Source organism: Agrobacterium sp. CFBP2214, assembly GCF_030209895.1.
Lineage (GTDB): Bacteria > Pseudomonadota > Alphaproteobacteria > Rhizobiales > Rhizobiaceae > Agrobacterium > Agrobacterium radiobacter.
The window spans coordinates 1,001,697-1,027,168 of record NZ_JARVRC010000003.1 but is presented as its reverse complement, the minus strand read 5'-3'; the positions used below and the strand labels follow the sequence as shown (position 1 = coordinate 1,027,168).

At 59.4% G+C, this 25,472-nt stretch carries 23 protein-coding genes; 12 read left to right on the top strand and 11 right to left on the bottom strand.

Going from position 1 to position 25,472, the window contains the following annotated elements:
- Positions 1–5 precede the first annotated feature (5 nt).
- Together QRN60_RS12360 and QRN60_RS12355 are read right to left on the bottom strand one after the other, a co-directional pair.
- Complete coding sequence (locus QRN60_RS12360; protein ID WP_003504009.1) at positions 6–662, bottom strand: GntR family transcriptional regulator; 657 nt, start codon at positions 660–662, stop codon at positions 6–8.
- Between the two features lie 21 nt (positions 663–683).
- Positions 684–1,568 (bottom strand): dihydrodipicolinate synthase family protein, encoded by an 885-nt coding sequence (locus QRN60_RS12355; RefSeq protein ID WP_129565106.1) that lies wholly within the window; start codon positions 1,566–1,568, stop codon positions 684–686.
- Positions 1,569–1,848: 280 nt separating this feature from the next.
- Between QRN60_RS12355 and QRN60_RS12350 the strand changes: the two genes are divergently transcribed.
- From QRN60_RS12350 to rutF, 7 genes are all read left to right on the top strand, one after another.
- Complete coding sequence (locus QRN60_RS12350) at positions 1,849–2,460, top strand: biliverdin-producing heme oxygenase (RefSeq protein ID WP_111792389.1); 612 nt, start codon at positions 1,849–1,851, stop codon at positions 2,458–2,460.
- 407 nt (positions 2,461–2,867) lie between these two features.
- Complete coding sequence (gene rutA / locus QRN60_RS12345) at positions 2,868–3,959, top strand: pyrimidine utilization protein A (RefSeq protein ID WP_129565105.1); 1,092 nt, start codon at positions 2,868–2,870, stop codon at positions 3,957–3,959.
- The gene (gene rutB / locus QRN60_RS12340) at positions 3,956–4,696 is read left to right on the top strand and encodes a pyrimidine utilization protein B (RefSeq protein ID WP_060723695.1); all 741 of its coding nucleotides are present in this window, start codon (positions 3,956–3,958) and stop codon (positions 4,694–4,696) included. Before rutA ends, rutB begins: the two co-directional genes overlap by 4 nt.
- 26 nt (positions 4,697–4,722) lie before the next feature.
- Positions 4,723–5,109 carry a pyrimidine utilization protein C gene (gene rutC, locus QRN60_RS12335; protein ID WP_020810423.1) on the top strand — a complete coding sequence of 129 codons (387 nt, stop codon included), beginning with the start codon at positions 4,723–4,725 and terminating at the stop codon, positions 5,107–5,109.
- A gap of 15 nt (positions 5,110–5,124) precedes the next feature.
- Complete coding sequence (gene rutD / locus QRN60_RS12330; RefSeq protein WP_162691872.1) at positions 5,125–5,916, top strand: pyrimidine utilization protein D; 792 nt, start codon at positions 5,125–5,127, stop codon at positions 5,914–5,916.
- A 16-nt stretch (positions 5,917–5,932) separates the two neighbouring features.
- Positions 5,933–6,523 (top strand): malonic semialdehyde reductase, encoded by a 591-nt coding sequence (locus tag QRN60_RS12325; protein ID WP_003504025.1) that lies wholly within the window; start codon positions 5,933–5,935, stop codon positions 6,521–6,523.
- 26 nt (positions 6,524–6,549) lie between these two features.
- The gene (gene rutF / locus QRN60_RS12320) at positions 6,550–7,074 is read left to right on the top strand and encodes an NADH-dependent FMN reductase RutF (protein ID WP_129565104.1); all 525 of its coding nucleotides are present in this window, start codon (positions 6,550–6,552) and stop codon (positions 7,072–7,074) included.
- Between the two features lie 214 nt (positions 7,075–7,288).
- On the opposite strand, the gene QRN60_RS12315 is transcribed toward rutF, so the two are convergent.
- The 3 genes from QRN60_RS12315 to QRN60_RS12305 form a co-directional block, all read right to left on the bottom strand.
- Positions 7,289–8,722, bottom strand: a complete 1,434-nt coding sequence (locus QRN60_RS12315; RefSeq protein ID WP_129565103.1) for an NAD(P)(+) transhydrogenase (Re/Si-specific) subunit beta — start codon at positions 8,720–8,722, stop codon at positions 7,289–7,291.
- Positions 8,723–8,741: 19 nt separating this feature from the next.
- Positions 8,742–10,313: a Re/Si-specific NAD(P)(+) transhydrogenase subunit alpha gene (locus QRN60_RS12310; protein ID WP_129565102.1), complete on the bottom strand. Its 1,572-nt coding sequence runs from the start codon at positions 10,311–10,313 to the stop codon at positions 8,742–8,744.
- A gap of 197 nt (positions 10,314–10,510) precedes the next feature.
- Positions 10,511–12,394: an MFS transporter gene (locus QRN60_RS12305; protein WP_165000631.1), complete on the bottom strand. Its 1,884-nt coding sequence runs from the start codon at positions 12,392–12,394 to the stop codon at positions 10,511–10,513.
- A 167-nt stretch (positions 12,395–12,561) separates the two neighbouring features.
- On the opposite strand from QRN60_RS12305, the gene QRN60_RS12300 reads away from it, so the two are divergent.
- The 3 genes from QRN60_RS12300 (at position 12,562) to QRN60_RS12290 (ending at position 14,974) form a co-directional block, all read left to right on the top strand.
- Complete coding sequence (locus tag QRN60_RS12300; protein ID WP_003504036.1) at positions 12,562–12,792, top strand: hypothetical protein; 231 nt, start codon at positions 12,562–12,564, stop codon at positions 12,790–12,792.
- Positions 12,793–12,902: 110 nt separating this feature from the next.
- Positions 12,903–13,937, top strand: coding sequence for an aspartate-semialdehyde dehydrogenase (locus QRN60_RS12295; protein ID WP_003504038.1), 1,035 nt, complete (start codon positions 12,903–12,905; stop codon positions 13,935–13,937).
- 221 nt (positions 13,938–14,158) lie between these two features.
- A complete protein-coding gene (locus tag QRN60_RS12290) occupies positions 14,159–14,974 on the top strand; it encodes a lytic murein transglycosylase (protein ID WP_003504041.1) in 816 nt (271 codons plus the stop codon).
- Positions 14,975–15,170: 196 nt separating this feature from the next.
- Here the strand turns inward: QRN60_RS12290 and QRN60_RS12285 are convergent, their stop codons facing one another.
- Together QRN60_RS12285 and pdxY are read right to left on the bottom strand one after the other, a co-directional pair.
- On the bottom strand, positions 15,171–15,812 hold the full coding sequence (locus tag QRN60_RS12285; RefSeq protein WP_003504043.1) for a carbonic anhydrase: 642 nt from the start codon (positions 15,810–15,812) through the stop codon (positions 15,171–15,173).
- 174 nt (positions 15,813–15,986) lie between these two features.
- On the bottom strand, positions 15,987–16,862 hold the full coding sequence (gene pdxY / locus QRN60_RS12280; RefSeq protein ID WP_003504045.1) for a pyridoxal kinase PdxY: 876 nt from the start codon (positions 16,860–16,862) through the stop codon (positions 15,987–15,989).
- Between the two features lie 224 nt (positions 16,863–17,086).
- Here pdxY and QRN60_RS12275 point away from each other — a divergent pair, with 224 nt between their 5' ends.
- On the top strand, positions 17,087–18,547 hold the full coding sequence (locus QRN60_RS12275; RefSeq protein ID WP_107675963.1) for a phospholipase D-like domain-containing protein: 1,461 nt from the start codon (positions 17,087–17,089) through the stop codon (positions 18,545–18,547).
- Between the two features lie 48 nt (positions 18,548–18,595).
- Positions 18,596–19,441: an endonuclease/exonuclease/phosphatase family protein gene (locus tag QRN60_RS12270; RefSeq protein WP_099085882.1), complete on the top strand. Its 846-nt coding sequence runs from the start codon at positions 18,596–18,598 to the stop codon at positions 19,439–19,441.
- Positions 19,442–19,466: 25 nt separating this feature from the next.
- Here the strand turns inward: QRN60_RS12270 and QRN60_RS12265 are convergent, their stop codons facing one another.
- From QRN60_RS12265 to QRN60_RS12250, 4 genes are all read right to left on the bottom strand, one after another.
- A complete protein-coding gene (locus tag QRN60_RS12265; protein ID WP_020810176.1) occupies positions 19,467–19,670 on the bottom strand; it encodes a hypothetical protein in 204 nt (67 codons plus the stop codon).
- Positions 19,671–19,962: 292 nt separating this feature from the next.
- Positions 19,963–23,157, bottom strand: coding sequence for an efflux RND transporter permease subunit (locus QRN60_RS12260; RefSeq protein ID WP_003504054.1), 3,195 nt, complete (start codon positions 23,155–23,157; stop codon positions 19,963–19,965).
- 136 nt (positions 23,158–23,293) lie between these two features.
- Entirely contained in the window at positions 23,294–24,484 is a 1,191-nt protein-coding gene (locus QRN60_RS12255) for an efflux RND transporter periplasmic adaptor subunit (protein WP_080864148.1), read from the bottom strand.
- Between the two features lie 55 nt (positions 24,485–24,539).
- Positions 24,540–25,349, bottom strand: coding sequence for an alpha/beta hydrolase fold domain-containing protein (locus QRN60_RS12250; RefSeq protein WP_020011674.1), 810 nt, complete (start codon positions 25,347–25,349; stop codon positions 24,540–24,542).
- Positions 25,350–25,472 lie beyond the last annotated feature (123 nt).

The window sequence follows — 25,472 nt, the reverse complement described above, 5'->3', positions numbered from 1 at the left end:
TTGCCCTATACTGCCAGCGCCCTGTCCCTTGCGTTGCGGATATGGGCGGTCAGCCGCTCCACGGCGTCTTCGACGGATCGCTTCTCAATGGCTTCGAGAATGGCGAGGTGTTCTTTCATCACCGATTTGACATGGCCTGCGATGCGAAAGCGCTCCTGATTGATGAGGCGCATCTTGATGGAATTGACCCTGTAGGCGTTCGAGATGATCGAATTGCCGAGACTATCGATGAAGGCGTCGTGCATGCCCCAGTCCACCTGCTGCGCGTGCTGGTCCAGCTCTGGCGATTCCCCACCGTTTTCCGTCGCCTCGACGATATCGCGGTGCTGTTTCAACAGCTTGGCGATGGTCTCGTCCGAGGCCGAACGCGTAAAGAGCGCCACGGCCTCCTTCTCGAGAAAGATCCGGAACTGGAACGCCTCGCGGATGAGGTTGATGTCGATATGGGCGACCTGCAATCCCCGCTGCGGCACGGTCTTGATCAGACCTTCCGCCTCCAGCCGTGGAATTGCTTCCCGGATCGCGCCCAGCGGCAGACCCGTCAATTCCACGAGGCGGCGTTGCGAGATGAATTGGCCAGGGCGAACGTCGCGCGAGAGAAGGTGATGCGTAAAGCTTTCATACGCCCGTTCCCGCAATGTCTGTTCGCCGGTATCGTCCATGCTCAACCTTTCAAGGTCTGTTCAGGCGGCCTGTTTGCGAAACAGCGCGTCGAATGCGCCTTCGATCTGCCGCCGGCCCTCCGGTGAAATGGCAACGAGCGGCGCGCGCACGTCAGACCAGATATTTTCCCCTGTCGTGTGTGATACCAGCACCTTGACGGCGGGCGTAACCGGAAATTTCAGAAGTTCCGCAACAAGATCGACGATGCGCGCATCGTCCTTGCCGTCAACGGCCATGGCGCGGACTTCCTGCGTCAGGAAATTGGCAACGCCGGAGATGGCTCCCTGACCGCCCAGGCGAACACCCTTGGCCAGATCACGCTCATCGCCGATCAGAATGGCGAGATCGCCGTGTTCTTTCAGCAGGCGCTCTGTGTGGCTCCAGTTGCCTGAGGAGTCCTTCACGCCGGTGACGATGCCCGGAAACGCTTGTCTCAGCCGCCCCACCAGTTCGACCGACAGTGTTACCATGGTCACGGAAGGGATGTTATAGACGAGAATGTCGCGCGCGCCCTTGCCGATCTTTTCGAAAACCGCCGAGAACCAGGCAAACAGGCCGTCATCGCTGACATTCTTGAAATAGGATGGTGGGGCGAGAAGAATATTGCGGGCACCTGCGTTCAGGGCCTCGGCGGACTGGTCGGCTGCATCCTCGATGGAATCCACGAGAACGCCGGTGACCAGACGGGAAGGCGCAATGCCTGCCTCAATGAAGCGGGAGAGAATGACCTGCCGTTCGCGGCTGCCGACGGAGCATCCCTCGCCGGTGGTGCCGAAGAGTGTCACGCTGTCGCAACCATTTGCAAGGCAACGGCGGGCATGCGCGATCATGGCGTCTGTATCGACGGTTCCGTCAGTTTTGAAAGGGGTCGTCAGTGCTGCCGAAAGGCCGAATTTCTGGGTCAATTAAGATGCTCCTCCAAGATGGCTGCAGATTGATGGCACACTGACATGTTAGTTGTAAAGCGGTAATTACAGAATGATTGTTCGGGAGGCTGGAATGGGGGGAATTGGCTTCTAAAGCTGCCTCAGGATCGGTGTTGCGTCCGGTGGGGCATGGAATGTTTACACCGGTTTACGCGAATGCCATTTTTTAGCGATGCACAGGAAAAATGCTAAAATAAATTTGACTGTTTAAGTAAAGATTTTTATCAGGCAATCTGAATATGGGATAAAGGGAAGCGTCATGACCATTGTGGAGCCATCAGCGCCTGTGGAAGAGATCGAGCAGAGCCGCGTGAAGCGCCTGAGGGCTGCAACGCGTGGCGCGCATGGTGGTCTCGATACCTTCATCATGGCAGCGAAGCCGTTCGAGAGCCGGGAGAACTTCGGCAAATTCGTGGAAACGCAATATCTTTTCCATCGCGACCTCGATGCGTTTTTCTCCAATGAAACGCTTGATGGCCTGCTGCCCGATCTCAAAGGCCGCCGCCGTCTCTCCATGATCGAGCAGGACCTTGCCGATCTCGGTCACGCTATTCCCGAAACGGAAGCCCCACGCTTTACTGACGAAACGCCGTTCGATCTGCCGGAGGCCATGGGCTGGCTTTACGTGGTCGAAGGTTCCAATCTCGGTGCGGCTTTCCTCCTGAAAGATGCGGCGAAGCTTGGCCTCAGCGAAGAATTCGGCGCGCGCCATCTGGCCGGCGCTCCGGAAGGGCGTGGCCTACACTGGCGCACCTTCACCGCCGCGCTCGATGAAATTTCGCTGACGGTCGAAGAGGAAGAGCGTGTTGTCGCAGGCGCCGAGGCTGCCTTCCGCGCCGTGCATGCCTATGCGCAGCAGCGTCTCGTCTGAGGTTTTGGCATAGCTCCGTGATTGAAAATGGCGGCCGGTAGGTTAGCTAAAATTTGCCGACAGAACTCGCTCAGCATTCGACGTCATCCTCGGGCTTGACCCGGGGATCCATTGATTTCAGTGGGTTATGGATCCTCGGGTCAAGCCCGAGGATGACGGCGGAGAGGTTGGACCTTTTTCGTCGCGTATATTGGGGACGGCTCGAGGGCCGTCCTTTTTCTATTTATAACTGCCGAATAAACAGGCAAATATTTTGACCAAATGATAAATTTTTTATCTTTTGGTCAAGGCTCAATGTGTCCCAAAATTTTATCCATTTGATAAAATTATTTTATTTGGTCTGGCACAGAACCTGCTACTCTTTTGTCAAGTCAGGAGACACCTGACGCTAAAAAGGGAACAGCAAAATGGAAGTTGGTGTTTTTATACCGATCGGAAACAATGGGTGGCTCCTCTCCGAAAACGCGCCGCAATACAAGCCGAGCTTCGACTTGAACAAGGCGATCACGCTGAAGGCGGAGCAATATGGTTTCGACTTCGCGCTATCGATGATCAAGCTGCGCGGCTTCGGCGGCAAGACCGAATTCTGGGACTATAATCTGGAATCCTTCACGCTGATGGCGGGCCTCGCTGCCGTCACCTCCAAGATCAAGCTGTTCGGCACGGCCGCGACGTTGGTCATGCCGCCGGCCATCGTCGCGCGCATGGCGACAACCATCGACTCCATCTCCGGCGGCCGCTTCGGCATCAACCTGATTACCGGCTGGCAGCGTCCTGAATACAGCCAGATGGGGCTTTGGCCGGGCGATGATTATTTCGGTGATCGCTATGAATATCTCGGCGAGTACACCACCGTTCTGAAAGAGCTTCTGGCCGACGGCCAATCGGATTTCAACGGCAAGTTCTTCAAGATGGAGGATTGCCGCATGAAGCCAGTGCCGCAGGGTGACGTGAAGCTCATCTGCGCCGGTTCCTCCAATTCCGGCATGGCGTTCTCGGCCAAGTTCGCCGACTACAGCTTCTGCTTCGGTGTTGGCGTCAACACGCCCAAGGCCTTCGCGCCCACCAATGAGCGGCTGCTGGCGGCAACGGAAAAGACCGGCCGGGATGTTAAATCCGTTGTGCTGACCATGATCCTTGCCGAGGAAAAATCCGAGGATGCCTGGGCGAAGTGGGAGCACTACAAGGCGGGCGCGGATAAGGAGGCGATCAAGTGGCTCGGCCTGCAGAGTTCTGTCGACACCAAATCCGGCTCGGATACCAATGTCCGGCACATGTCCAATCCCGTCTCGGCGGTCAACATCAACATGGGAACGCTGATCGGCTCCTATGAGGAAGTGGCAGCCATGCTGGATGAAATGAGCGAGGTGCCGGGAACGGGCGGCGTGATGCTGACCTTTGACGACTTCCTCGAAGGCGTCGAAAAATTCGGCAAATATGTGCAGCCGCTGATGAAGAGCCGGGCGCATGTTCAGGCCGAACTGGAGGCTGCGGAATGAGCGAAGCCGTCGTGGCGGGTTACAAGGGGCCGGAAAGCCGTTCGGAAAGCGTGACGCTTCCCGCAAGGCCTGAGCCGATTACCCTGAAGCCCAGCGAGACCGCCGTTGTCGTGGTCGACATGCAGAACGCCTATTCGACCGAGGGCGGTTATGTCGACCTTGCCGGGTTCGATATTTCCGGGGCCAAGGGCACCATCGCCAACATCAAGAAGACGCTGGATGCGGCGCGGGCGGCGGGCGTTCAGGTCATTTATTTCCAGAACGGCTGGGACAAGGATTATGTCGAGGCGGGCGGGCCGGGTTCGCCCAACTGGCACAAGTCCAATGCGCTGAAGACGATGCGCAAAAGGCCGGAACTGCAGGGCCAGCTGCTGGCCAAGGGAACGTGGGACTATGCCATCGTCGATGAGTTGCAGCCGCAGCCCGGCGATATTCTGGTGCCGAAGACACGTTACAGCGGTTTCTTCAACACCAATATGGACAGCGTCCTGCGTGCCCGCGGCATCCGCAATCTGGTGTTCGTCGGCATCGCCACCAATGTCTGCGTCGAAAGCTCGCTGCGCGACGCCTTCCATCTCGAATATTTCGGGGTGATGCTGGAGGATGCCACGCATCATCTGGGGCCGGACTATATCCAGCAGGCGACGGTCTACAATGTCGAGAAATTTTTCGGCTGGGTGGCAACCGTCAATGATTTCTGCGGCGTGATTTCGCAGGCCGCACCCGTCACCGATTGATTGAGAAACACAAAGAGGAGAATGAAATGCCGAAGAAGATCGTGGTGCCTGCCGGTACCAGCAAACCCATCGCTCCCTTTTCGCCGGGAACCCTTGCCGATGGCGTGGTTTACGTTTCCGGCACGCTGCCCTTCGACAAGGACAATAATGTCGTGCATGTGGGCGATGCCAGCGCGCAGACCCGTCATGTTCTCGAAACCATCAAGTCAGTCATCGAAACCGCTGGCGGCACGATGGAGGACGTGACGATGAACCACATCTTCATCACCGACTGGGCGAACTACCAGGCCGTCAACATTGTCTACGCCGAATATTTCCCCGGCGACAAGCCGGCGCGCTATTGCATCCAGTGCGGCCTCGTAAAGCCTGACGCGCTGGTGGAAATCGCCACCGTCGCCCATATCGGCAAATAGGGACGACACGGCAAGATGATGCATTTCGAGGTTCATGGTCGCACCGATCCTGAGGCACCCACCATCCTGCTATCATCGGGGTTGGGCGGATCTGGCGCCTATTGGGCGCCGCAGATCGAGGCTCTTTCCGGTAATTTCCGGATCGTTACCTACGACCATCGCGGAACCGGCAGGACCGGCGGCGAGGTGCCGGCGGATGGCGGCATATCGGCGATGGCGGATGATGTGCTGGAGATCGTCTCGGCGCTGAACCTCGAAAAATTTCACTTCATGGGCCATGCGCTTGGCGGTCTGATCGGCCTCGATATCGCGCTGCGCCAGCCCGGCCTCATCGACAGGCTTGTTCTTATCAATTCATGGAGCAAGGCCGATCCGCATTCGGGGCGTTGTTTCGATGTGCGGATCGAGCTTCTGGAAAAATCCGGCGTCGAGGCTTTCGTGAAAGCCCAGCCGCTGTTTCTTTATCCGGCGGCGTGGATGTCGGACCATCAGGAGAGGCTGGCGCGGGACGACGCGCATGGTGTCGCGCATTTTCAGGGCAAGGCAAATGTGCTTCGGCGCATCGCGGCGCTCAGGGCCTTCGATATCGATACCCATCTTGGCGAGATCGACAATCCGGTGCTGTTGGTGGCGACGAAAGACGATCTTCTGGTGCCCTATACCCGGTCGCTGCGTCTTGCGGAGGGTTTGCCGCAAAGCGAACTTTGCCTCCTCGATTTCGGGGCGCATGCGGTCAATATCACCGAGACTGACCTTTTCAACGCGCGGCTTTTGCGGTTTCTGCTGCCGGCAACACGGCCATTCTGACAGGATTTTTAAGACAATGACGACAGCACTCGACGACAAGGCACTTGCAGCACTTTTCACCGCGGCACGCACCCATAATGGCTGGGCTGACAAGCCGGTCGGCGACGAGACACTGAGAGCACTTTACGATCTGACGAAGATGGGGCCGACCTCGGCCAATTGCTCGCCGGCGCGTTTCGTGTTCGTGCGCAGCCCGGAAGCCAAGGAAAAGCTGAGGCCCGCGCTTTCTTCGGGCAATCTCGAAAAGACCATGGCTGCACCGGTGACGGTGATCGCTGCTATCGACCGCGAATTTTACGAGAAACTGCCGGTGCTGTTTCCACATGCCGACGCGCGTTCGTGGTTTACCTCCAGCCCGGCCGTTGCCGAGGAAACGGCCTTCCGCAATGCCACTTTGCAGGCGGGTTATCTCATTATTGCGGCCCGCTCGTTGGGACTGGATACCGGGGCGATGTCCGGTTTTGACAAAGGCAAGGTGGATGCGGCGTTTTTCGCAGGCACGACGTGGAAGTCCAACTTCCTGATCAATCTCGGTTACGGCGATCCGTCCAAGCTCTTTGGCCGCCTGCCACGCCTTGGCTTTGAAGACGCCTGTGTACTGGCTTGATGGCCTGTTAAGGAAGGATGGGTTAGATGCGGATGATGTCTCTTGAAAAGGAAGCGGAAATGGAGACGAAGACTGCTGAGCAGCGCAGCCTCGAATACAGAAACGCCATGGCGCGGCTCGGTGCGGCGGTTAACATCGTCACCACTGACGGGGTGGCTGGACGTGCGGGTTTTGCAGCGACGGCCGTTTGCAGCGTTTCCGACAATCCGCCCACGCTTCTCGTCTGCCTCAACCGCAATTCTTCCGCCTACAAGGTGGTGAAGGCTAATGGCGTTGTCTGTGTTAACACACTTGCCGCCCATCACGAGGTGCTGAGCACGCTTTTCGGCGGCAAGACGCCGGCGGAAGAGCGTTTCGCCGCCGGTACTTGGGGTGTGCTCGAAACCGGCGCTCCGGTTCTGGAAGACGCGCTCGTTTCCTTCGATTGCCGCATCCGCGAGGCGCATGATGGCGGCACGCACGATATCCTGATCTGCGATGTCGTCGATATGAAGATCAATGAGGGCGAAGAAGCGCTGCTGTATTTCAACCGGCGCTACCGGGTGCTTTGAGCAGCCTACTATTCGCGAAGACGTATCATCCGCACACCGTCACCCCGGACTAGATCCGGGGTCCAGTGCGATCAAGTCCTTGATCGCGTAAGAGTCTTCTCACGGCGCAGACGCGCCGTGGCTGGATGCCGGATCAAGTCCGGCATGACGGAAGGAATGCTGGCGTCCCTGTCAGTAAAAGGACGTTTCCGGTCTCCCGGAAACGCCCTTTCCGTTACTTGATCAGCGGCAGAAGATCGTTGATCGACTTCTTGGCGTCGCCGTAGAACATGCGGGTATTGTCCTTGTAGAACAGCGGGTTCTCGATGCCGGAATAACCCGTTCCCTGACCGCGCTTGGAGACGATGACCAGCTTGGATTTCCACACTTCCAGAACCGGCATGCCGGCGATGGGTGAGTTCGGATCGTCCTGTGCCGCCGGGTTGACGATGTCGTTGGAGCCGATGACGATGACGACGTCGGTATTGGGGAAGTCGTCGTTGATCTCGTCCATTTCCAGCACGATGTCGTAAGGCACCTTGGCTTCGGCCAGCAGCACGTTCATGTGGCCGGGAAGGCGGCCCGCCACCGGGTGGATGGCGAAACGCACGGTCTTGCCGTCAGCGCGCAGCTTGCGGGTCAGTTCGGAGACCGCGCTCTGTGCCTGTGCCACCGCCATGCCGTAACCGGGCACGATAATGACGCTGTCGGCATCGTTCAGCGCCGAAGCAACGCCTTCGGCGTCGATCGCCACCTGCTCGCCCTCGATTTCCATCGCCGGACCCGTCGTGCCGCCGAAGCCGCCGAGGATGACCGAGATGAAGGAGCGGTTCATGGCCTTGCACATGATGTAGGACAGGATCGCACCCGAGGAGCCGACAAGCGCACCTGTCACGATCAGGAGATCGTTGCCGAGCGTGAAGCCGATGGCGGCCGCCGCCCAGCCGGAATAGCTGTTCAGCATCGAGACGACGACAGGCATGTCTGCACCGCCGATACCCATGATCAGGTGATAACCGATGAAGAAGGCGGCAAGCGTCATCAGCACCAGCGTCCATGCGCCAGCACCGTTGCAATACATGATGAGCAGGACGAGCGACAGGATCGCGGCACCGGCATTGAGGACGTGTCCGCCCGGAAGCTTCTTCGCCTTGCCGTCCACCTTGCCGGCAAGCTTGCCGAAGGCGACGACGGAACCGGTGAAGGTGACGGCGCCGATGAAGACGCCGAGGAAGACCTCGACCTTCATGATTGCCAGTTCTACCGGCGTCTTGTGGGCGAGGAGGGCGGAAAAGCCTGTCAACAGGGAACGCGCCGTCTCATCGAGCGAAGCGACATGCGCTTCCTCGATATGGGCATTGAAGCCGATGAAGACGGCGGCAAGACCGACGAAGGAGTGGAGTGCGGCAACAAGCTGCGGCATCTCGGTCATCTGCACGCGGTTTGCGACGAAGTAGCCGAGAACGGAACCACCCGCCAGCATCAGAAGTACGATGAACCAGTTGCCGACATCAGGTCCGAAGACCGTGGCGACAATGGCAAGACCCATGCCTGTTATGCCGTACCACACGGCGCGTTTGGCGCTTTCCTGTCCGGAAAGGCCGCCGAGGGAAAGGATGAAAAGAACGGCTGCGGCAACATAGGCCGCGGAAACGATACCAATGGTCATAAAGTGTCCCCTACACGGCTCAGGACTTCTGGAACATGGCGAGCATGCGCCGTGTCACGAGGAAACCGCCGACGATGTTGATCGTCGCGATCAGGACGGAAAGCGAGGCAAGGAGCACCACCAGCCAGTTGCCGGAACCGATCTGCAGCAGCGCGCCGATAATGACGATGCCGGAAATCGCGTTTGTCACCGCCATCAACGGCGTGTGCAGCGAATGGCTGACATTCCAGATGACAGAGAAGCCGATAAAGCAGGCGAGCACGAAGACGATGAAATGGCTCATGAAGCTTGCTGGGGCATAAAGACCGACGAGAAGCAGAACCGCCGTGCCAGCGACCAGCAGCCCGACCTGACTTTTCGTCTGCGCCTTGAACTCGGCCCGCTCCTTGGCGTGCTTTTCCTCAGGCGTAAGCTCTTTTGCTCTTTCCTTGGGTTTCTGCGCGGCAATGGCCTGGATCTTCGGCGGCGGCGGCGGGAAAGTGATCTCGCCCTGATAGGTGACGGTCGCGCCGCGGATGACGTCGTCTTCCATGTTGTGAACCGGTTTGCCGTCCTTTGCGGGCGTCAGGTCGGTCATCATGTGACGGATGTTGGTGGAATAGAGCGTCGAGGCCTGCGTCGCCATGCGGCTCGGGAAATCCGTATAGCCGATGACGATGACGCCGTTGTCGGAGACGACGCGCTGGTCGGGAACCGTCAGGTCGCAATTGCCGCCGCGTTCTGCCGCGAGGTCAATGATGACCGAACCCGGCTTCATCATCGCTACCATATCGGCGAGCCACAGTTTCGGGGCGTCGCGGCCCGGAATGAGCGCGGTGGTGATGACGATATCGATCTGCGGAGCGAGTTCGCGGAACTTTTCGAGCTGCTTCTCGCGGAATTCCGGCGAGGAGGGGGCGGCATAACCGCCGGTGGCGGCACCATCCTGCTGTTCGGCGAAATCGAGATAGACGAATTCGGCGCCCATGGATTCGATCTGTTCGGCTACCTCAGGGCGAACGTCGAAGGCATAGGTGATGGCGCCGAGCGAGGTGGCCGTGCCGATGGCGGCAAGACCGGCAACGCCAGCGCCGATGACCAGCACCTTGGCGGGCGGCACCTTGCCGGCGGCGGTCACCTGACCGGTGAAGAAGCGGCCGAAATTATTGCCGGCCTCGATGACCGCGCGATAACCGGCGATGTTGGCCATGGAGGACAGGGCGTCCATCTTCTGGGCGCGGGAAATGCGCGGCACCATGTCCATGGCGATGACATTTGCGCCCTTTTCCTTGGCCTGCTCCAGAAGGTCCTTGTTCTGGGCGGGATAGAAGAACGAGATCAGCGTCTTGTCCGAAGACAGGCGATCAATCTCCGACGTTTCCGGCGGACGAACCTTGGCGATGATATCAGCGCCGGCGTAAAGCGCATCGGCGCTGTCGACGATTGTCACACCGGCTGCGCGATAGGCGTCGTCGGAAAATCCCGCCGCCTTGCCTGCACCGGTTTCGAGGATGCAATCATATCCGAGTTTCTGCAATGCCTGGGCGCTGTCGGGCGTCATGCCGACGCGCGCTTCGCCCTCATATAATTCCTTAGGCGTCCCGATCTTCAAAATGGCTCTCCCTCTGCCTGAAAATACAGGGGGGGTCATAACCCATTCAGGGGGGCTTTGTCTCCATATTGATTTTGTCTTGCCTGCGACGGAATGACAGCCCCCTGCGACAGTTCGTTCGATATTGCGGCTCGTGGCGCAATAAAAGAACCCGGCGCCTGCGCGCCGGGTTCCGAAAATGTCCGTGAGGATGTGGCTCAATCCATGGTGTGGATGTCGCGATCCTTGGTTTCCGGCAGGAACAGCAGGCCGACGACGAGCGTGATGCCTGCGAAAACGATCGGATACCAGAGGCCGTAATAGATGTCGCCTTTCGCCGCGCTCATCGCGAAGGCGGTGGCAGGCAGAAGGCCGCCAAACCAGCCGTTGCCGATGTGATAGGGCAGCGACATGCCGGAGTAGCGGATGCGGGTCGGGAACAGTTCGACCAGCAGGGCCGCGATCGGGCCATAGACCATCGTCACATAGATGACGAGCACGGTCAGGACCGCGATGATGACGACCCAGTTCACGGCGGCCGGATCGGCCACCATGGCGAAGGCGCCGCCGCCGGCAATGGTGTAGACGGCCATCTCAGTCGCTCCGGCGGTCTCGGCCGGCGTCAGCAGCTTGTCCGCCACCAGCTTGTCGGTTGCGACCATCTTCTTGTCGGCGGCACGAACGGCTACCGCATTGAGGTTGAGTTCCGGGTTGGCTGCGATGAAGGCGTCCAGTTTCGCATCCGGCACCTGTGCCGCACCGCGCACCAGCGGGTAGCCGCCGTTGTGCAACGCGGTATTGACCTGCTTCTGGAAGGCCTTGTCCTTTGCAGATGCATCTGCGCCGGCTGCGATGGCGTCGTAGCTGGCAATGGTGGCGTCGCCGATCTTGACGCTCGCCGGTTCGCCGGCCGCTCCGGCAACCACGTCATAGGGAACGGAGTTGCGCGTCAGGAACGAGGCGGCGATATCGCAGGATGTGGTGAATTTCGCAGTACCCGTCGGGTTGAACTGGAACTTGCAGTCGCCGGGAGCCGCAGTCACGGTGGCGCGAACGCTGGCCTGCGCTTGCGCAAGCGCCGGGTTACCCGCCCATGTGAGCGCTTTGAACAGCGGGAAGTAGGTCAGCATGGCGAGAACCAGGCCGGCCATGATGATCGGCTTGCGGCCGATCTTGTCCGAAAGCCAGCCGAAGATCACGAAGAAGCTGGTGCCGAGGATGAGCGCTGCCGCGACCATGATGTTGGCCGATTGCCCGTCCACCTTCAGAATGCTCTGGAGGAAGAACAGTGCGTAGAACTGGCCGGTGTACCAGACGACGGCCTGACCGATGACGGCGCCGACGAGCGCAAGCAGGGCGATCTTGGCGTTTTTCCACTGGCCGAAGGCTTCGCTGAGCGGGGCCTTGGAGGTCTTGCCCTCTTCCTTCATCTTCTTGAAGGCGGGGGATTCGTTCATTTTCAGACGAATCCAGACCGATACGCCGAGCAGCAGGACCGATACGAGGAAGGGAATGCGCCAGCCCCAGGCGGCGAAGGCTTCCTTGCCGAGTGCGAATTGCACGCCGAGAATGACGACCAGCGACAGGAACAGGCCGAGCGTCGCCGTCGTCTGGATCCACGAGGTGTAATAACCCCTGCGGCCGTTCGGCGCGTGTTCAGCCACGTAAGTTGCGGCACCACCATATTCGCCGCCAAGCGCCAGACCCTGCAGCATGCGCAGCGCGATCAGGATGATCGGAGCGGCAATGCCGATCTGCGATGCGCTGGGCAGCACGCCGACGAGGAAGGTCGAGACGCCCATGATGAGGATCGTGACCAGAAAGGTATATTTGCGGCCGACGATATCGCCCAGACGCCCGAATACCAGCGCGCCGAAGGGGCGCACGAGGAAGCCGGCGGCAAAAGCCAGAAGCGCGAAGATGTTACGTGTCGTTTCCGGATATTGGCTGAAGAAGTTCGCGCCGATATAGATCGCGAGCGAGCCGTACAGATAAAAATCGTACCATTCGAAGACTGTTCCGAGAGAAGAGGCGAAAATCACCTTCTTCTCTTCACCCGTCATCGGACGGGCTGCGCCGCTTACGGCTGCAACATTTGCCATTGTCTGTCCTCCACAGATGTCCCAATCGGCGCATTGCGGAGCCCATCTCTCTCCTCCGGGCAAACCTTACGGCTGCAATGCGCGTGATGTCAGAGTGACAGAAAATTAACCCCAATAAGAGCGATGCTTTCGGATTATGACTTTAGTCTAATGTATAATGTGCAAAAATGTCGCAGGGCGGTTTTGGCCTGCCCGCACCGGATGGCCTGAAACGCGCCTTTTTTCTTGACACAAACAAGAAACCTTCTAATAGCTTCTGGCGAAGAAGGAGCATCACCTTGCGCATGCATGTTGCAGACATGTTCGTCATGGAAGGACCGGCACAATCCGCCGGCGATGATCCGCGCCTTTCTTATTCTATCCGAATTACGGCCAAAACGACGATTAAAACCGTCTGACGTCTCTGGCCACCGCTCTCTCCCCGGTTTGGCCGGGGATCGTGGAAGCCGCGATCTAATGCGGGTTCCCACCTCACCAAAAAGAGGAGAGACAGAAAGAGAGCTTGATCATGGGTTTCAAAGTTGCAATTGCAGGCGCCACCGGCAACGTCGGTCGCGAAATGCTCAATATCCTGGCCGAACGCGGTTTTCCCGCCGATGAAGTCGTGCCGCTTGCTTCCGCCCGTTCGCAGGGCACGGAAGTCTCCTATGGCGATCGCACGCTGAAGGTCTCTAACCTCGAAAACTACGATTTTTCCGACACCGATATTTGCCTGATGTCTGCCGGCGGTGATGTGTCCAAGAAGTGGTCGCCGAAGATCGGCCAGCAGGGCTGCGTCGTCATCGATAACTCGTCCGCATGGCGCTACGATCAGGACGTTCCGCTGATCGTTCCCGAAGTCAACGCTGATGCGGTAGCGGGCTTCACCAAGAAGAACATCATTGCCAACCCGAATTGCTCCACGGCACAGCTCGTCGTCGCGCTGAAGCCGCTGCATGACTTCGCCAAGATCAAGCGCGTCGTCGTCTCCACTTACCAGTCCGTTTCCGGCGCCGGCAAGGAAGGCATGGACGAGCTTTTCCAGCAGACCCGCGCCGTCTTCGTGGCCGATCCCGTCGAAACCAAGAAGTTCACCAAGCGTATCGCCTTCAACGTCATTCCGCATATCGATGTCTTCATGGAAGACGGCTATACAAAGGAAGAGTGGAAGGTTCTGGCGGAAACCAAGAAGATGCTCGATCCGAAGATCAAGGTAACCTGCACGGCTGTGCGCGTTCCGGTCTTCATCGGTCATTCGGAATCTGTCAACATCGAGTTCGAAAACGAGATCACCGCCGATCAGGCGCGTGACATCCTGCGCGAAGCGCCGGGTTGCCTCGTCATCGACAAGCATGAAGATGGCGGCTACATCACCCCGGTCGAATCCGCCGGTGAGGACGCAACCTACATCTCGCGTATCCGCGAAGATGCGACGGTTGAAAACGGCCTCAACATCTGGGTTGTTTCGGACAATCTGCGCAAGGGCGCTGCCCTCAATGCCATCCAGATCGCCGAACTCCTGGTCAATCGTGGTCTCATCAAGCCCCGCAAGGCGGCTGCCTGATCTACGATACGATTTTTTAAGGTTCGTTAAGTATAACCCGTCTGTTCTGTGTGGGGCAGGCGGGTTTTATAATTGGCGAGATCACGGCCAGTTTATTTGCAGGCCTTGCTGTCGAAAGGCAATTTAGGCCGCCAAAAGACAGTTTTGGCACCTGAATCATACAGTATTGACGGTTTGGTTCTCGGGAAAAATTCCCCAAAGGATATCGAAGGCAGATTTTGATGCGGGCAATGAAGGTAATTCTGGCTGGTGTGGCCATGGTTTCGGTTCTGGCAGCGACGCCGGTTATGGCTGCACAATGCAGCAACACCTCGGCGGGCTTTGATGCCTGGGTCGGCGCCTTCAAGCAGGAAGCCGCGGGCCGCGGCGTCAGCGCCTCGGTGCTTGACCGTGCCTTCTCCGGCGTCTCCTACAACCAGGCGACGATCCGCGCCGATCGCGGTCAGCACAGCTTCAAGCTGTCCTTCGAACAGTTCATGCAGAAGCGCGGTGGTCAGACGATCATTTCACGCGGCAAGACCATGAAGAAGAACAATGCAGCTCTGTTTGCGTCCATCGAACGCGCTTACGGCGTGCCGGCTGGTCCGCTGCTCGCCATCTGGGGCATGGAAACCGGTTTTGGCGGCTTCATGGGCAACCAGCATACGCTTTCCGCCGTTGCGACGCTTTCCTTCGACTGCCGCCGTTCGGATTATTTCACCGAGCAGCTCTATGCGGCCCTTAAGCTCGTTGGCAGCGGCTCGCTGAACGTCAACGCCAAGGGCGCTGCCCATGGTGAAATCGGCCAGACGCAGTTCCTGCCGCTGAACGTCGTGCGCTATGGCGTGGATTTCGACCGCGACGGCCGTATCGATCTCGTCGGCTCGCGCGCCGATGCGCTGGCTTCCACCGCGAACTTCCTCGTCGGCCATGGCTGGCAGCGTGGTGCGGGCTATCAGCAGGGTCAGGCGAACTATGCCGCCATTCAGGGCTGGAACGCTGCAAGCGTCTACCAGCAGGCCATTGCGTTCATCGGCAAGGCGATCGACGGCCAATAAGGCTGTTTCTGCGGACTAAAATTTCGCTTTCGTCATGCCGGACTTGATCCGGCATCCAGCGACGTAGCGTCCGACAGAGGCTTCCCGCATAACCGACGTCATCCTCGGGTCAAGCCCGAGGATGACGAAGGAGAGGTTTGATTGCCGGGCAGATTAATGGCCACCCAGGACGTCTCGCTCTCTCAATCCGCTTCAATCACAGGTCCGGGCGGCGAAAGTCGCCCGTTTTGCTGTCCATCACCCACAATTCTCCGGTCGAAATATCGAACCATGCGCCGTGCAGCTTCACCTTGCCGGCGGTTTCCTGCGCCTTGACGAAGGGGAAGCCGCGCAGATTGGCGATGGAGTTGCGGATGGAAACGCGCTCCAGCGCCGTCTGGCGCTCGGAGGCGGTCATGATGTCGTTGCTCTGGATCTGTTCGGCCGCCGACTTGACCATGTTCATCCATTTACCGATGAAATCGCCGGGTGACAGCGGCTCGAGATTGGGATCGAGTGCTGCCTGAATGCCGCCGCAGCGGCCGTGGCCCATGACGACGATGTCCTTCACCTTCAGAACCTGCACGGCATATTCGATGGCGGCGGAGGTGGCGTGGTACTGTCCATCCGGCTCGTAGGGCGGCACCATGTTGGCGACGTTCCGCATGACGAAAAGCTCTCCCGGTCCGCAGTCGAAAATGGTTTCCGGCGCCGAACGGGAGTCACAACAGGCAATGAACAGGGTCTGCGGTTTCTGTCCGGTCTCGGCCAGAACGCGATATCTTTCGCGTTCGTCGACATAACGACCGCTCATGAAGTTCTTGTAGCCGTTGAGAAGGTTTTCCGGAAAATCTTTCATCTATCGCAGTACCGTTGTGCTTGGACCAAGATCAAGAGAAGAACTCGGTGCGTTGAAGACCAATCCTTTGGAGCATTTTCGCTTTTCTTCGAACCGCGAAGCCGCTCCAACTCCTTGTTTCCGCATTTCCAGCCGGAAAACCGGGGGCCACTTTTCCTGGAAATGCTCTAGTCGCTATTTGCGCTTGCTGCGCGAAGGATGCAAGAGATGACGCATCTGCACCATGGCCATGGGTGTGGAGAGACTTGAAGAGTCGGTCTCCAGCGTCAGTTCGTTCATGTCGCGTTTTTTGGTGCGGGCCAGAATTTCGAAGACGCTGGCGGTTGCCAGCTGCAGCGCCTTTTCATCATCGAGACCTTCCAGCAGGCGGGCGAGGAACAGCGCCGACATCAGGTCGCCGAGACCGTTCGGCGCATTTTCGATGGCGCGATGTTCGGCAAGCAGTGCGTGGCGGCCGCTGAGGTAGAGGTTGCCGGTGCCGCCCGTCATCATCGGCACGGCTGAGGTGACCAGCATTTTCGGCGGGCCGAGGGAAAGTGCGGCATCCATGATGGCATTGTTGGTCTCAAGCTCGGCGCCGCTCATCCAGGCCAGTTCATAACGGTTTGGCGTGGCGACCGTGGCAAGCGGGATGAGGTGATCACGGATGGCTTCGGCAGTCTCAAGGGGAATGTAAAGCCCGCCCAGATCGCCCATGACCGGGTCACAGGCATAAATCAGCGACGGGTTCTTTTCCTTCAGATTGCGGATCAGCCTTGCGACGGAGCGCACCTGCGCCGCGCTGCCGAAATAACCGGTCAGGACAGCCTTAACCTCGCCGATCCATTTGGCGTTTTCGAGGTCGGTCATTGCCTTGTCGAAATCGTCGTCCTGAAAGCGCATGCGGGTGGACGGGCCGTGGCCGGGATGCCAGGGCATGACGATGGTTGGCACCGCCCAGACCGGATAACCCAGCGTCTCAAGCGCAAAGACCGCCGCGCGGTTGCCGACGGAGCCACGCATGACATGGCTGGAAATGACGATGACAGCGCCCTGTGTATTTTCCTGCATCACGGCCTTCTTGCTTTCAAACGAGGCAGAAAGCCCGCAAGTGCACCTCGCCCTGCCACTGCCAAAGATCAAGATGCGCTCTCATGACATATCGCAAGCCCGGTTTCCACCGTTAATCCCGCAAGGGTCTGTCCCGCAAAAGCATGGCGCGGTCAGGTTCTTTGTCTCTGCCAGCGTTTCCTGCGTGTCATTGCGGGATTGCCGAAGTACTCTATAGTTGTACCATGCTTGATCTCGTCATTGCCTATTGGCCGCATATCCTTGCCGTTCTCTCGATTTTGATGGGAACCGTGGCGGCCGTGCATGCCACGATGACGAAGGAGGAGGTCCGCTCCGCGCTTGGCTGGGTCGGTGTTATCGTTCTGTCGCCCATCGTCGGTGCGGTCATCTATGCGATTGCCGGCATCAACCGCATCCGCCGGTCCAATATCACGCAGAAGCGGTCCTTCATGCTGGACGAGATCATGGATCGCGTGGCGCGTCTGGATGCGAGCGGGGACATGATCGCCGCGCGCTTCGGACGGCGTTTCGAGGCTATGAAGACGCTGGGCGACCGGGTGACGCGCCATGCGTTGACGACAGGCAATGGTATCGAGCCGCTTGTGACCGGAGACGCGGCCTATGCCGCCATGCTGGAGGCGATCGGGGAGGCGAAGCGGTCGATCATTCTCGAAACATATATTTTCGACAATGACCGGATCGGCGCCCGTTTTGTCGCGGCGCTCGAAAGGGCGAAGTTTCGCGGCGTGGAGGTGCGTGTGCTGGTGGATGCGGTGGGCGCGCGTTATTCCGTGCCGAGCATCCTGCCGACGCTCAGGGAAAAGGGCATCGTCTGCGATGTCTTCAACGGCAATGTCATCATGGGGCTGCGGCTGCCCTATGCCAATCTGCGCACCCACCGCAAGATCCTCGTGGTGGACGGGCGCATTGCATTTAGCGGCGGCATGAATATCCGCGAGGGGTTCACGCTGGAATTTGGCGGCGAAAGCCAGTCGCACGACACGCATTTCAAGATCACCGGACCGGTGGTATCGGATTTTTTCTCCATCGCGGCGGAGGACTGGCGCTTTACGACAAAGGAGCTTCTGGATGCGCCGGTCTGGGATATCGCCATTCCCGACGGCGTGCCGGGCTCGCAGATCGCCGCCCGCGTCTGCTCCTCGGGGCCGGACAGGAGCATCGAGACCAGTCACAAGATGCTGATGGGGGCATTTTCCGTCGCCCGTTCCTCCATTCTCATCATGTCGCCCTATTTTCTCCCCGATCGGGAGCTTATTTCGGCGCTCATTACCGCAGCAAGGCGGGGGGTCGTGGTGGATATCATCGTGCCGAAAAGCAACAATTTGGTGCTTGTGGACAGGGCGATGACGGCGCAATTCGACCAGATGCTGAAGAATTATTGCCGCATCTGGCGGGCGACGGGGGCTTTCAACCATTCCAAGCTTCTGGTGATCGACGGGCGCTGGAGCTACATCGGTTCTTCCAATCTCGATCCGCGTTCTTTGCGGTTGAACTTTGAGATCGATCTCGAAGTTATGGATGAGGAATTCGCAGCAACGATCGGGGAGCGCATCCGGGATGCACGTGCGACCGCCTTGCCCGTGCGGCTCAGCGAACTGAATGCGCGGCCATTCGTTGTCCGTTTTGTGGAGCGTGTCCTGTGGCTCGCTTCGCCTTATCTTTAGAGTGCGGTGTGTCCGACAGGCGCAGCGCGAGACCGGAGGCATAAACGCGTGAAAAAGAACGGTTTGCTGGAGGATGAAAAAACGGCTTTGACGAAAAACACCAGCCTGTCCGCTTTCGTCATGCAGTCGCTGCGCGACCGCCGTCAGCGGCAGAGTGCGGCGCCGGCAACGAAAGACCATTCCTTCCCGGTCATCGCCTCCTACAATGTGCATAAATGCGTTGGTCGTGACCGCAAGTTCGATCCCGATCGAACCAGCCGCGTCATTCAGGAAATCGGCGCTGACATCATCGCGCTTCAGGAGGCGGATAGCCGTTTCGGCGAGCGCACCGGCCTGCTTGATCTCGCCCGGCTGGAGCGGGAAAGCGGCCTCATCCCAGTGCCGGTGCTGGCCGGTGTGAAGGCCCATGGCTGGCACGGCAATGTCGTCCTGTTCAAGGAAGGCGTCGTCAGGGATGTGCATACGCTGAAATTGCCGGGGCTGGAGCCGCGCGGCGCGCTTGTCGTGGAACTGGATCTGAAAAGCGGCGGCACGCTGCGGGTCATCGCCGCCCATTTCGGCCTTCTCAGGCATTCCCGCGCCCAGCAGGCGAAAGCGCTGATCGGCCTTCTGGAAGCGCGCAACGAATGCGCCACCATTCTTATGGGAGACCTGAATGAATGGCGTCTCGGCAACGGTTCGTCGCTCAATACGTTCCGGGATGCTTTCGGCGCCCTGCCGCCGGCGGTGCCGAGTTTTCCGTCCAACCTGCCGGTGTTGGCGCTCGACAGGATCATCGCCAATCGAAAAGGGCTGATCGAGCAGGTGGAGGCGCATGACAGCGCGCTGGCGCGTATCGCCTCGGACCATCTGCCGCTGAAGGCCGCGGTTCGGACCGACCTGCTTCCGGTCTAAGCCGCTGCGATATCAGGCGCAGCGTTCAGAGCCGGTGCGCTGCCGTCAGATGGCTGCGAAAACGTGCCTCAAGCAACGATGTTCGAATGGCCTCCATCAGCCGCTCGCGATTGTTCTTGGTCTTGCCCCTGTCCAGGTTCTGCGCGGAAAGCGCCAGATCCAGACCTTCATGCATCACTATCGAATAGGCAACGGTCGTTGCCCAGCTTTCGTAGTCCTGCTCCATCATGTAGCCCCTGAACTAAATCATTTAGTCCGAATCACCCTGTTCTTGGAAATTACCACAAAATACAAAGCATAAAATAGCACTGTTTCTTGCAGTTCTCTTCGTGTGATGGCTCTATATTGATTTTCGACAGTTTTAAAGCGGGGCAATATAGCCGTATTTGCCACTTAAGCATTTGAATCTGATTCTATTTCAGGATGGTTGCATAGACGTTCCCGCCCATGAAAAACGCCGCGCATCCGGGGGGATGCGCGGCGGGCTTGCGTCGAAGGTGGCGGTGGATGGGAGTATGGTCTCAGCCGGCCTTTTCGAGCTTGTAGTCCGAATTGGCCGGTTCTTCCTGCTTGTGCTGGATGAGCGGGCGGTTGCCCGACAGCTTGCGCACCAGCACGTAGAAGACCGGTGTCATGAAGATGCCGAAGAACGTCACGCCGATCATGCCGGAGAAGACAGCGACACCCATGGCCGCGCGCATTTCCGCACCTGCTCCGGTGGAGACGACCAGCGGCACCACGCCCATGATGAAGGCGAGCGAGGTCATCAGGATCGGGCGAAGACGAAGCCGGCTTGCCTCGACCGCCGCCTGAAGCGGCGTTCGTCCCTCGAATTCCAGCTCGCGGGCGAATTCCACGATCAGGATCGCGTTCTTCGCCGACAAGCCCACAAGGACGACAAGGCCGATCTGCGTAAAGATGTTGTTATCCCCTCCCGTCAGCCAGACGCCGGTCAGGGCCGCGAGCACACCGAGTGGCACGATCAGAATGATCGCGATCGGCAATGTGAGGCTTTCATATTGCGCAGCCAGCACGAGATAGACCAAGAGCAGCGCCAGCGGGAAGACGACGATGCTGGAGTTGCCGGCAAGGATCTGCTGGTAGGTCAGGTCCGTCCATTCGTAGTCAATCCCGGCCGGCAGGTTCTCCGCGAGGATTTTTTCCATCGCCGCCTGCGCCTGTCCAGAGGAATAGCCCGGTGCCGGACCGCCGTTGATATCGGCTGCAAGGAAGCCGTTATAACGGTTGGTGCGTTCCGGTCCCGTCGTCGCATCCACCTTCAGCAGCGTCGAAAGCGGGATCATCTGACCCGTTGCGGAGCGAACCTTCAGGCGGCCGATATCTTCCGCATGGGCGCGGAATTGGGCGTCTGCCTGCACACGCACGCTATATGTCCGCCCGAAGGCGTTGAAGTCGTTGACATAGAGCGAACCCAGATAGATCTGCAGCGTCTGGAAGACGTCGCTGACCGAAACGCCCAGCTGCTCGGCCTTGGCCCGGTCGAGATCGGCGAAGAGCTGCGGCACGTTGATCTGGAAGCTGGAGAAGATGCCTGCCAGCTCCGGCGTTTGGTATGCCTTGGCGATCACGGCTTTCGCCGCTTCGTCAAGCGTCTGGTAGCCGTAACCGGCGCGGTCCTCGATCTGCAGCTTGAAGCCGCCCGTCTGGCCGAGACCGTTGACCGGCGGCGGCGGGAACATGGCGATGAAGGCATCCTGAATGCCCGCATATTTCTGGTTCAGCTGCATGGCGATGGCGCCGCCGGACAGTTCCGGCGTCTTGCGCTTTTCGAAGTCATCGAGAATCGCGAAGACGATGCCGGAGTTCGAGCCGATGGTGAAGCCGTTGATCGACAGGCCCGGGAAGGCGATGGCGTGGCTGACGCCGGGCGTTTCCATGGCGATATCGCTCATCCGCTTGATGACGCTTTCGGTGCGGTCGAGTGTTGCGCCATCAGGAAGCTGGGCAAAGCCGATGAGATATTGCTTGTCCTGCGCCGGCACGAAGCCGCTCGGAACGGTCGTGAACATGCCGTAGGTTGCAGCCACCAGCGCCATATAGACCAGCATCACCAGGCTCTTGCGAGTCACCAGCCCGCCCACGGTCTTGCCGTAGCCGTTCGAGGCGGCGCCGAAGGCGCGGTTAAAGCCGCGGAAGAACCAGCCGAAAATCCGGTCCATGAAACGGGTCAGCCAGTCTTTCGGTGCACCATGTTCCTTGAGCAGCAGGGCTGCAAGAGCGGGTGACAGCGTCAGCGAATTGATCGCCGAAATGACGGTGGAGATGGCGATGGTCAGTGCGAACTGCCGGTAGAACTGACCGGACAGGCCGGAGATAAAGGCAAGAGGCACGAAGACCGCGACCAGAACCAGCGCGATTGCGATGATCGGCCCGGACACTTCCCGCATCGCCTTGTAGGTGGCGTCACGCGGCGAGAGCCCGTTTTCGATGTTTCGTTCGACGTTTTCGACGACCACGATCGCGTCATCCACCACGATGCCGATGGCGAGCACCAGCCCGAACAGCGTTAGCGCGTTGATGGAAAACCCGAAAGCATACATGACGGCGAAGGTGCCGATGATCGAGACCGGAACGGCGATCAGCGGAATGATCGATGCGCGCCATGTCTGCAGGAAGAGGATGACGACAAGCACCACGAGGCCAACGGCCTCGAGGAGTGTATCAACGACCTTTTCGATGGAGGAGCGCACGAATTTCGTCGTGTCGTAGACGATCTCGTATTTCACGCCGTCAGGCATTGCCAGTTGCAGATTGTCCATCGTGGCGCGGACATTGTCGGCGATTTCGATGGCGTTGGAGCCGGGAGCCTGGAGAACTGCCACAGCCACGGCGGGTTCACCGTCGAGCAGCGAACGCAGCGTGTAATCGGCAGCACCGAGTTCAATGCGGGCGACATCGCGAAGGCGGGTGATTTCGCCGTTGGCGCCGCTCTTGACGATGATGTTGCCGAATTCCTCCGGCGTCGTCAGACGGCCCTGGGCGTTGACGTTGAGCTGCAGGTCGACGCCGTTGGGGCTCGGCGAAGCGCCGATGACACCGGCTGCCGCCTGTACGTTCTGCTGGCGGATGGCGTCGGAGACGTCGCTGGCAGCCAGATCGTGTTCGGCGACCTTCTGCGGATCGAGCCAGACGCGCATGGAATAGTCACCTGCGCCGAAGACCTGCACCTGGCCCACGCCTTCGATGCGGGCGAGGCGATCCTTGACGTTCAGCGTTGCGTAGTTACGCAGGTAGGTGATGTCATAGGCGTCGGTTTTCGACACCAGATTGACGACCATGATGAAGTCGGGCGAGCTCTTGACCGTCGTGATGCCGAGTGCGCGGACTTCCGCCGGCAGGCGCGGTTCGGCCTGCGAAACGCGGTTCTGCACCAGCTGCTGCGCCTTGTCGGGGTCGGTACCGAGCTTGAAGGTCACGGTCAACGTCAGCACGCCGTCGGATGTCGCCTGACTGCCCATATAGAGCATGCCTTCGACACCGTTGATCTGTTCTTCAAGCGGCGTGGCGACGGTTTCAGCGATAACGGCCGGGTTCGCACCCGGATAGGTGGCGCGGACGACGACGGATGGCGGAACGACTTCCGGATATTCGGAAATCGGCAGGGCGCGCATGCCAAGAAGGCCTGCCACCACAATCAGGATCGACAGAACGCCGGCGAATACCGGCCTGTCGACAAAAAATCTGGAAATATTCATATCCAGTCCCTCTCCGGGTATATTTTGGAATGCAAAGGCCGTTCCGGCGGCTTTTCTGCCGCCGGTGAAGGCCGGTTCTGTCTGAAGGGGCGTCTCGCGGGAGGGCGGGACGCTTATTGATCAAAAAGGCGGTTACTTACTGCGAGGCAGCAACCTTGTCCTCCGCCTGTGGTGCGATGGTTGCACCGGGGCGAATGCGCTGCAGGCCGTTGACGACGATCGTATCACCGGCGGCAAGGCCGCTGTCGATGATGCGCTGGCCATCAGCCGGTGCACCCGGCTTGATCTGGCGGTAGCTCACCTTGTTTTCGGCATCGACCACGAAGACGAAACGCTTGTCCTGATCCGTGCCGATGGCGCGGTCGCTGATGACGATGCGGTTTTCCGGCTTCGGTTCGCCCATGCGCACCCGCACGAACTGGCCCGGAATGAGCCTGCCGTCCGGATTGTCGAAGATGGCGCGGACACCGATGGTGCCGCTTGCCGAATCCACCTGGTTGTCGATCAGGTGCAGGGTGCCCTTGATCGGCGTGCCCTCATCCGAAAGCGTGCCGATTTCGACAGGGATCTGTTCGAGAGCGGGCAGGGCGCCATCGGTTTTCGGCAGTTCGGCAAGCGCCTTCGCAACCGTGCCTTCGCTGGCGTTGAAGCTGGCATAGATCGGGTTGACCGATACCAGCGTCGTCAGTGCAGGCGAGGTCGAGCCGGCGGCGACGAGGTTGCCGGCGGTGATTTCGATGCGGCCGACCCTGCCGGAAACCGGTGCGATGATTTCGGTATAACCGAGATCAAGCTGGGCCGTGGTCAGTGCTGCGCGGGCGGCGCGAAGCTGGGCTTCGGCATCCGCAAACGAGCTCTGGCGCTGGTCGAGATCGCTCTGGGAGATGGTGCGGTTGTCGGAAAGCCTGCGGCCACGGTCGAGTTCCGTCTTCGCCAGGCTGACCTTGGCTTCGGCGGAAGCGACCTGTCCTTCAGCGCCTGCAACGGCAGCCTGATAGGGGGCCGGATCGATGGTGAAGAGGGGATCGCCTTCCTTCACCAGCGCGCCTTCGCGGAAATGCACGGCCTTGATCTGGCCGGCGACGCGGGAGCGGATCTGCACCCGGTCAACGGCTTCGAGACGGCCGGAAAATTCTTCCCAGCGCATCACGTCACGGCTTTCCACCTTGGCGACGGTAACCGGGATCGCTGGTGTTTCAGCCGGGGTGGAAGCGGCCGTTGCATCGCGGCTGGTGGGGAGGTCGAAAAACAATGCTGCGGCTGCAACGGACATAGCCAGCCCGATACCGGCACCCGTCAGGGCCCGGCGCTTGGTGTTCAGCGTCATGGGTTTCTCCTTGGCTCGGATCAGGAGCCGGTCAGTTTCTCAATAAATGCGGTATTCAGTGTTTCAACTGGTCAACGAAGGTCTTGAATTCCGAACAGACGGATGAGACCCATCCGCCGCCCTCTCCTTGATAGAGCCCCGTCCAGCCGACGCCGGCGGGAAAAACATGCTGCCGGACGCTGACGCCTGAGGCGATGAGGCGGTCTGCATAATTGACCGTTTCGTCGCGCAGAGGGTCGTCCTCGGCCGTAAAGATCAGCGCCGGCGCCACCCGGTTCAGCCGCGTGCACTGGCAGGGCGCGGCATAGGGGTGGAAGAACCCGCACGCCTTGGCAAGGTAATGGCTCCAGCCATCGGCCCAACGCTGGCGCATGCCGATCCTGTCCGCGTCGCGGAAGGATTCCGTCGTCATCATCGGGTCGATCATGGGCGACAGAAGAATCTGGCCTGCGAGCTTGCCCGGCATGCGGTCACGGGCCTTCAAGGCAAGCCCCGCCGCCACATTGCCGCCTGCTTCTTCGCCGGCCACAAACAGCAGCGATTTCGCGCCGCCATAGTGCTTGCGATCCCGGCTCAGATGATCGAGCGCCTCATAGGCGCAGTCGATCACCATCGGAAACTCGTTGCCGGACGGCTTGCTGTAATCGGCTTCCACGACCACTGCACCGCTTTCCGCAAGCGCGCGGGCCACCGGAAGCTCGGGGCAATTGCCGCCCGGCTCGAGGCCGGGTTCCAGAAAGGATCCGCCGCGCAGATAAAGCACGACAGGCGGATGGCTGCAGAGGCAGGAACCTTCATAACGGCGCACGGAGAGCTTCGGCGCGGACGCTTCGCTGCTGCCGATGTTTTCCCAATGCGCGTTCATGACTCCAGATCCTTTGCGCCGCCACCAATAGGCGGATCGTATTGCAAAATCTGAAATCCATATTATTGTTCGGATCGAAACGATCAAGCATGCAAATTTGAAAACACTATTCCGAAATCACGG